Consider the following 8,182-nt stretch of genomic DNA (forward strand, 5'->3'; position numbering starts at 1 on the left):
GACCAAAGGCAAAAGATCGCAGCCTGCGGCAGCTCCTACAGGGGGGGCGTTCCAATGAAAATGGTGCGATTGTGGGGAGGGTCAAAAGATCGCAGCCTGCGGCAGCTCCTACAGGGGGGCGTTCCAATGAAAATGGTGCGATTGTGGGGAGGGTCAAAAGATCGCAGCCTTCGGCAGCTCCTACAGGGGGGCGTTCCAATGAAAATGGTGCGATTGTGGGGAGGGTCAAAAGATCGCAGCCTGCGGCAGCTCCTACAGGGTACGCATTCCCATGTAGGAGCTGCCGCAGGCTGCGATCTTTTGACCTTTACATCCGCGCCAACGCCTGCGCCAGATCTGCGCGCAAGTCTTCGACGTCCTCAACCCCCACCGACAACCGCACCAGCCCATCGCCAATCCCCAGCTCTGCCCGGGTATCGGGCGGGATGGTGGCGTGGGTCATGATCGCCGGGTGTTCGATCAGGCTTTCCACGCCGCCCAGGCTCTCGGCCAGGGCGAAGATCTGCACGTTCTCGAGGAAGCGTTTGGCGCCGGCCAGGTCGCTGTTGAGGTCGAGGGAGATCATCCCGCCGAATCCACGCATTTGCCGCTGGGCCAGTTCGTGTTGCGGGTGCGAGGGCAGGCCGGGGTAGTAGACCCGCGAGACTTGCGGCTGACGCTCCAGCCACTGCGCCAGTTCCAGTGCGTTGCTGCAGTGCCGTTCCATGCGCAGGGCCAGGGTCTTCACCCCGCGCAGGGTGAGGAAGGCATCGAACGGACCGGCGATGGCGCCGACGGCGTTTTGCAGGAAGCCCAGGCGCTCGGCCAGTTCGGCGTTCTGCCCGACCACGGCGATGCCGCCGATCACGTCGGAGTGGCCGTTGAGGTATTTGGTGGTCGAGTGCAGCACGATGTCGAAACCCAGTTCCAGCGGGCGCTGGATCCACGGGCTGGCGAAGGTGTTGTCGGCCACGCAGATGATGCCGCGCGCGCGGCAGGTGCGGGCGATGGCGGCGAGGTCGGTGAGGCGCAGCAGCGGGTTGCTCGGGGTCTCGACCATGACCATGCGGGTGTCGTCCTGCAGGGACGCCTCGAACGCCGCCAGGTCGGTCAGGTCGACGAAGCTGAAGCGGTGCCCGGCGCTGCGCTGGCGCACCTTGTCGAACAGGCGGAAGGTGCCGCCGTACAGGTCGTTGCCGGAGACCACGTGCGAACCGGCGTCGAGCAGTTCCAGCACCGTGGAAATGGTCGCCAGGCCCGAGGCGAAGGCAAAGCCCCGGGTGCCGCCTTCGAGGTCGGCCACGCAGCGCTCCAGGGCCCAGCGCGTCGGGTTGTGCGAGCGCCCGTAGTCGAGGCCCTTGTGTACGCCGGGGCTCTGCTGCAGGTAGGTGGAGTTGGCGTAGATCGGCGGCATCAAGGCCCCGGTCGAAGGGTCCGGTGTTTGCCCGGCATGGATAACCCGGGTGGCGAAGCCCTGAGGCGGGGCGTTTTTGTCCTGTTGACTCATGGCAGGGATCTCCGCAAATGGTTGAGCATGTCGGTTCGGGTAATCAGGCCGTGGAAGCCCGAGGCATCCTGGATGATCGCCACCAGCCCTCGGCCCAGCTCTGCCTCCAGTTCCGCCAGGGTGGCAGCGGGGGACAGGGTCTGCAGTTTGTCGGTCATGGCGCTGGCCACGGTTTTACGGAAGTGCGCAACGTCTTCATGCACCCCCAGCAGGATGTCGGACTCGTCGATCACGCCGACCAGTTGCTGACCCTTCACCAGCACCGGCAGTTGCGACACGTCCGCCAGACGCATGCGCTGAAACGCGGTGAGCAGGGTGTCGTCGGGGCCGACGCTGATCACCCGGCCATCCTCGAAACGCCGCGCGATCAGGTCGCGCAGGTCGCCGTAGTGCTTGCGTTGCAGCAGGCCCTGATCGTTCATCCACTGGTCGTTGTAGACCTTCGACAGGTAACGCGTACCGGTGTCGCAGACGAAGCTCACCACCCGTTTCGGCTGGGTCTGTTCGCGGCAGTAACGCAGCGCCGCCGCCAGCAGGGTACCGGTCGACGAGCCGCCGAGTATGCCTTCGGCGCGCAGCAACTGGCGGGCATGGTCGAAGCTTTCTTCATCGCTGATCGAATAGGCGTGGCGCACGCTGGACAGGTCGGCAATCGACGGGATGAAGTCTTCGCCGATGCCTTCCACCGCCCAGGAGCCGGGGGTGGGGAGGGTGCCACCGCGGCTGTATTCAGCCATCACCGAACCGACCGGGTCGGCCAGGACCATTTCCAGGTCCGGCTGCACGCGTTTGAAGAAACGGGTCAGGCCGGTGAGGGTGCCGGCCGATCCGACGCCGACGACGATGGCGTCCACATCGTGCTGGGTTTGCGCCCAGATCTCCGGCGCGGTACTGCATTCGTGGGCCAGGGGGTTGGCCGGGTTGTTGAACTGGTCGGCGAAGAACGCATCGGGAATTTCTGCCGCCAGCCGCGCGGCAACGTCCTGGTAGTACTCGGGATGGCCCTTGCCGACATCGGAGCGGGTGATGTGCACCTCGGCGCCCATGGCCTTGAGGTGCAAGACCTTCTCGGTGGACATCTTGTCCGGCACCACCAGCACGACGCGATAGCCCTTGGCGCGGCCGACCAGGGCCAGGCCCAGGCCGGTGTTGCCGGCGGTGGCTTCGACGATGGTGCCGCCGGGGCGCAGGCGGCCGTCGCGTTCGGCGGTGTCGATCATGGCCAGACCGATGCGGTCCTTGATCGAACCGCCGGGGTTCTGTGATTCGAGTTTGAGAAACAGCGTGCAGGGACCGGTATCGAACCGGCTGACGCGTACCAGCGGGGTATTGCCAATCAGTTCGAGTACGGCAGGACGGGAATAGTCGGGCATGTCATCACTCCTTGCGTGAATCCGCACTGGATGGACAGCAATCCGCGCCGGGTCTTCGCGCCGGTCGCGGGCAATGCATCGCTTGGACCATAGGCCGGGATCGGGTCGACCGCAACCTTGCACGGCCAGCCGGTCACCTCGACGCTTTTTCCTCGCCAGCAACCACAAAAAACATAATTTCGCTATTTCCCGGCTCCGAACAGAATGCGGCCAACACCCTGATACCGATAGCCGCAGCAGAAGAACAACAGTGATCAGAATCGAGGCGGCAGCCATGACCGACCTGAATCAAACCACCTTTCAGAAGTGCACAGCCATGACAGTTGATAAAACCGTAATTGATACGCTTGTTGTTGGCGCCGGCCAGGCCGGCGTGGCCATGAGTGAACACCTGAGCAAACTCGGTGTGCCCCACCTCGTGCTGGAGCGCAACCGTATCGCCGAAGCCTGGCGCACCGGCCGCTGGGATTCGCTGGTGGCCAACGGTCCTGCCTGGCACGACCGCTTCCCGGGCCTGGAATTCGACGGCCTGGACCCGGACGCCTTCGCCGGCAAAGAGCAGGTGGCCGAGTACTTCGAAGCCTACGCCCGCAAGTTCAACGCGCCGATCCGCACCGGTGTTGAAGTCAAGAGCGTACAACGCAATGCCGACCGTCCGGGTTTCACCGTTGAAACCTCTGATGGCGTGATCGAGGCCCGCCATGTGGTGGTCGCCACGGGCCCGTTCCAGCGTCCGGCCATCCCGCCGATTGCCCCGCCAATGGCCGGCATCAACCAGATTCACTCCGCCCAGTACTACAACCCGCAGCAACTGGCCGAAGGCGCGGTGCTGGTGGTGGGCGCCGGGTCGTCGGGCGTGCAGATCGCCGATGAGCTGCAGCGTTCCGGCAAACAGGTCTACCTCTCGGTCGGCGCCCACGATCGTCCGCCGCGCGCCTATCGCAACCGCGATTTCTGCTGGTGGCTGGGGGTGCTGGGCGAGTGGGATGCCGAGGCCATGCAACCGGGCAAGGAACATGTGACCATCGCCGTGAGCGGTGCCCGTGGCGGCCACACCGTGGACTTCCGTCGCCTGGCGCATCAGGGCATGACCCTGGTCGGCCTGACTCAATCGTTCAATGGCACCGTGGTGAGTTTCGAAAACAACCTCGCCGACAACATCCGCCGTGGCGATGAAAACTACCTCGCGCTGCTCGACAAGGCCGACGCCTATATCGAGCGCAACGGCCTGGACCTGCCGCTGGAACCGGAAGCCCGGGCCATGCTGGCCGATCCGGATTGCGTGACAAACCCAATCCTGGAACTGGACCTGGTCAAGGCCGGCGTGACCACGATCATCTGGGCCACCGGTTACTCCACCGACTACAGCTGGCTGAAGGTCGATGCCTTCAAGGAAAACGGCAAGCCGCAGCACCAGCGCGGCGTGTCGGCCGAGCCCGGTGTGTATTTCGTCGGGTTGCCGTGGCAGTCCCGTCGTGGCTCCGCGTTCATCTGGGGCGTTTGGCACGACGCCAAGCACATCGCCGATCACATCGTTAAACAGCACACCTATTTCAACTATCGGGATGCGACCCAGCGTCAAGCCGACGCCGCCCGCGCACCTGTTCAGAAAGCCAGCCTCATGGGAGTTCGTTAATGCCTACTCATACCCGCATCCGCATGTTCAACACCAAAGACACCTACCCGAACCAGACGCTGGACAACGATCTGTGCCAGGCCGTGCGCGCCGGCAATACCGTGTATGTCCGTGGTCAGGTCGGCACCGATTTCAACGGCCAACTGGTGGGCCTCGGTGATCCGCGCGCCCAGGCCGAACAGGCCATGCGCAACGTCAAGCAATTGCTGGAAGAGGCGGGCAGCGACCTGAGCCACATCGTCAAGACCACCACCTACCTGATCGACCCGCGCTATCGCGAGCCGGTGTACCAGGAGGTCGGCAAGTGGCTCAAGGGTGTGTTCCCGATTTCCACCGGACTGGTGGTCAGTGCCCTCGGCCAGCCGCAGTGGCTGATGGAAATCGACGTGATTGCCGTTATCCCTGAATAAGGACTTCGCCATGACTTTTTCCATCGTGGGTCGCTGCGCCGAGACCGGCCAGCTGGGCATTGCCATCAGTTCTTCGAGCATCGCCGTCGGTGCGCGCTGCCCCTGGCTGCGTGCCGGGGTCGGCGCGGTGTCGAGCCAGAACATCACGCTGCCGGCCCTTGGCCCGCAGATCCTCGATGAACTGGCCAACGGCTCGGCGCCGCCCCAGGCGCTGGACCACTCGTTGACCCGCAACGGCTACAGCCAATACCGCCAGGTGGCGGTGGTGGATGCCCACGGTCGTACCGCGGTGTTCAGCGGCAACCATGCGCTGGGCATCAACAACGCGGTGGCCGGTGACCAATGCGTGGCGGCCGGCAATCTGCTGGCCAACAGTGGGGTGATCGAGGCAATGGTCGCGGCCTTCGAAAGCAGCGAAGGCTGCCTCGCCACCCGCCTGATGAATGCCTTGCAGGCAGGGCAGGACGCTGGCGGCGAAGCGGGCGCAGTGCACTCGGCGGCGTTGTCGGTGGTCGGTGACCTGACCTGGCCGATTGTCGATCTGCGGGTGGATTGGGCCGATGAAAACCCGATTGGCGAGCTGGGCAAACTGTGGACGGCCTACGAGCCGCAATTGCAGGACTACCTGACCCGCGCCCTCAATCCGACCCTGGCCCCCGCGTATGGAGTGCCCGGCGATGAGTGAGTTGCGCAGCCGCGCCATGCTCGCGCGGTTGATCGGGTTCGCCACGGTCAGCCGCGATTCGAACCTCGAGCTGATCGAGTTCGTGCGTGACTACCTGCACGAGCTGGGCGTGGATTGCGAGCTGATCTACAACGCCGAGCGGACCAAGGCCAATCTGTTGGCCACGGTCGGCCCGAGCGTGGCCGGCGGCATCGTGCTGTCCGGTCACACCGATGTGGTGCCGGTGGATGGCCAGGCCTGGACGGTCGAGCCGTTCAGCCTGAGCGAGGCGGGCGGCAAGCTTTACGGTCGCGGCACGGCGGACATGAAAGGCTATCTGGCCTCGGTGCTGGCGGCCGTGCCGGTGTTTCTCGCCAGCCCTTTGAAGCGTCCGGTGCATTTGGCGTTTTCCTATGACGAAGAGGTCGGCTGCCTCGGTGTGCGCGGTTTGCTGGAAGTGTTGCCCCAACGCATCCCGGCCCCGGCGTTGTGCCTGATCGGCGAGCCGACCGAGCTCAAGCCGGTGCTCGGCCACAAGGGCAAGCTGGCGATGCGTTGCCACGTGCGTGGTGCGGCCTGTCATTCGGCCTACGCGCCTTATGGGGTCAATGCCATCGAGCAGGCCGCGCGCCTGATCGGTCGGCTGGGCGACATCGGCGCCACCCTGGCCAGGCCGTCATTGCACGACAAGCGCTTCGATCCGGCGTTCTCGACCGTGCAGGTCGGCGTGATCCAGGGCGGTACGGCGCTGAACATCGTGCCAGCGGACTGCCGTTTCGATTTCGAGATCCGCGCCTTGCCGGACTTCGCTCCGCAAGTGGTCGTCGATGAGCTGCAGGACTATGCCGAGCAGACGTTGCTGCCGGCCATGCAGGCCGTGGACACCGATACCGCGATCCGCTTTGAAAAAATCTCGGCCTATCCGGGCCTGGCGACACCCGCCGACAGCGCCGCCGCCCGGCTGATTGCCGAGCTGTGTGGCAGCGATGATTTCGGCACCGTGGCCTTTGGCACCGAAGGCGGGCTGTTCAATCAGGCCGGGATTGCGACCGTGGTCTGCGGTCCCGGCAGCATGGACCAGGGGCACAAGCCCGATGAATTTGTCAGCGTCGACCAGATGGCGGCCTGTGACCGCCTGATGGATCGCCTGGCGGCTTACTTGAGTGAATCCGAACACCCATAACAACAGCGGGCCGACCAGCCCCGAGGAAGCGATCCATGTCCAGATCCTTGCGTTGCAGTGTTCCGTTTGCCCTGGCGTTGTTGAGTGCCAGTGTGTGGGCGGCCCCCCAGGACCTCACCGTGATTTCCTTCGGTGGTGCTACCAAGCAGGCCCAGGATAAAGCCTACTTCCAGCCGTTCAATGCCAGTGGCGCGGGCAACATCATCGCCGGTGAGTACAACGGCGAGCTGTCGAAGATCAAGGCCATGGTCTCGGCCGGTCACACCAGCTGGGACGTGGTGGAAGTCGAAAGCCCCGAGTTGTTGCGCGGCTGCGAGGAGGGCCTGTTCGAGAAGCTCGACGCCGGGCGCTTCGGTGATTCGGCGAACTTCGTGCCCGGTGCGCTGACCGAATGCGGGGTGGCCACTTACGTCTGGTCGATGGTCATGGCCTATGACCAGAGCAAACAGGCCAAGGCGCCGCAATCCTGGGCGGACTTCTGGAACGTCGCCGACTTCCCGGGCAAGCGCGGCCTGCGCAAGAGCGCCAAGTACACCCTGGAAATCGCCTTGTTGGCCGACGGCGTCAAGGCGGATGACATCTATAAGGTCCTGAACACCCCACAAGGCGTGACCCGGGCCTTTGCCAAGCTCGACCAGATCAAGCCGAACATCCAGTGGTGGGAGGCGGGCGCGCAACCGGCGCAATGGCTGGTGGCCGGCGACGTGGTGATGAGCGCGGCCTACAACGGCCGGATCGCCTCGGCGCAAAAGGAAGGCATGAAGCTGAGCATCGTCTGGCCGCAAAGCCTGTACGACCCGGAATACTGGGCAGTGGTCAAAGGTACGCCGAACAAGGCGTTGGCGGAAAACTTCATCGCGTTCGCCAGCCAGCCGCAGACGCAAAAAGTCTTCTCGGAAAACATCCCCTACGGGCCGGTGCATCGCCAGACCTTGCCATTGCTGCCCAAGGACGTGCAGGAACAACTGCCAACCGCCGAAGCCAACCTGGCCGGCGCCCGGGCGGTGGACGCAGAGTTCTGGGTCGACCATGGCGAAGAGCTGGAACAGCGCTTCAACGCCTGGGCTGCGCGCTGATACAGGCACCGCATAACCCCCTGTGTGGCGGGCTTGCCCGCGATGGCGGTATGTCAGCCACATCGATGCTGGATGTGCCACCGCCATCGCGAGCAAGCTCGCTCCCACAAAAAAACAGTGCGATACCTCGGGTTCAAGCTTTGCCGCCTTCGCGCAGTGGTGATGACAGTCAGTTAAAACGCAGAACCCTGTGGGAGCGGGCTTGCCCGCGATGGCGGTATGTCAGTCACATCGATGCTGGATGTGCCACCGCCATCGCGAGCAAGCTCGCTCCCACAAAAAAACAGTGCGATACCTCGGGTTCAAGCTTTGCCGCCTTCGCGCAGTGGTGATGACAGTCAGTTAAAACGCAGA

General features: G+C 64.2%; 7 protein-coding genes. 5 read left to right on the top strand and 2 right to left on the bottom strand.

Annotated features, from left to right (window positions below; genetic code table 11):
• Nucleotides 1-307 precede the first annotated feature (307 nt).
• A complete protein-coding gene (locus C9422_RS19025; protein WP_007976078.1) occupies nt 308-1,486 on the bottom strand; it encodes a PLP-dependent aspartate aminotransferase family protein in 1,179 nt (392 codons plus the stop codon).
• Nucleotides 1,483-2,859, bottom strand: a complete 1,377-nt coding sequence (locus C9422_RS19030; protein WP_007976080.1) for a pyridoxal-phosphate dependent enzyme — start codon at nt 2,857-2,859, stop codon at nt 1,483-1,485. The genes C9422_RS19025 and C9422_RS19030 overlap by 4 nt, the downstream gene beginning before the upstream one ends.
• 274 nt (nt 2,860-3,133) lie before the next feature.
• Here C9422_RS19030 and C9422_RS19035 point away from each other — a divergent pair, with 274 nt between their 5' ends.
• The 5 genes from C9422_RS19035 to C9422_RS19055 are packed head-to-tail and all read left to right on the top strand — an operon-like array spanning nt 3,134 to nt 7,828.
• Entirely contained in the window at nt 3,134-4,495 is a 1,362-nt protein-coding gene (locus C9422_RS19035) for an NAD(P)/FAD-dependent oxidoreductase (protein WP_178082428.1), read from the top strand.
• Entirely contained in the window at nt 4,495-4,905 is a 411-nt protein-coding gene (locus C9422_RS19040; RefSeq protein WP_003201555.1) for a RidA family protein, read from the top strand. The genes C9422_RS19035 and C9422_RS19040 overlap by 1 nt, the downstream gene beginning before the upstream one ends.
• 10 nt (nt 4,906-4,915) lie before the next feature.
• Entirely contained in the window at nt 4,916-5,590 is a 675-nt protein-coding gene (locus C9422_RS19045) for a DUF1028 domain-containing protein (RefSeq protein ID WP_116581757.1), read from the top strand.
• Nucleotides 5,583-6,752: an acetylornithine deacetylase gene (gene argE / locus C9422_RS19050; protein ID WP_116581758.1), complete on the top strand. Its 1,170-nt coding sequence runs from the start codon at nt 5,583-5,585 to the stop codon at nt 6,750-6,752. Before C9422_RS19045 ends, argE begins: the two co-directional genes overlap by 8 nt.
• 35 nt (nt 6,753-6,787) lie before the next feature.
• Complete coding sequence (locus C9422_RS19055; protein WP_116581759.1) at nt 6,788-7,828, top strand: ABC transporter substrate-binding protein; 1,041 nt, start codon at nt 6,788-6,790, stop codon at nt 7,826-7,828.
• Nucleotides 7,829-8,182 lie beyond the last annotated feature (354 nt).

This window comes from Pseudomonas sp. B1(2018) (assembly GCF_003097365.1).
Taxonomy (GTDB): Bacteria; Pseudomonadota; Gammaproteobacteria; order Pseudomonadales; family Pseudomonadaceae; genus Aquipseudomonas; species Aquipseudomonas laurylsulfatiphila.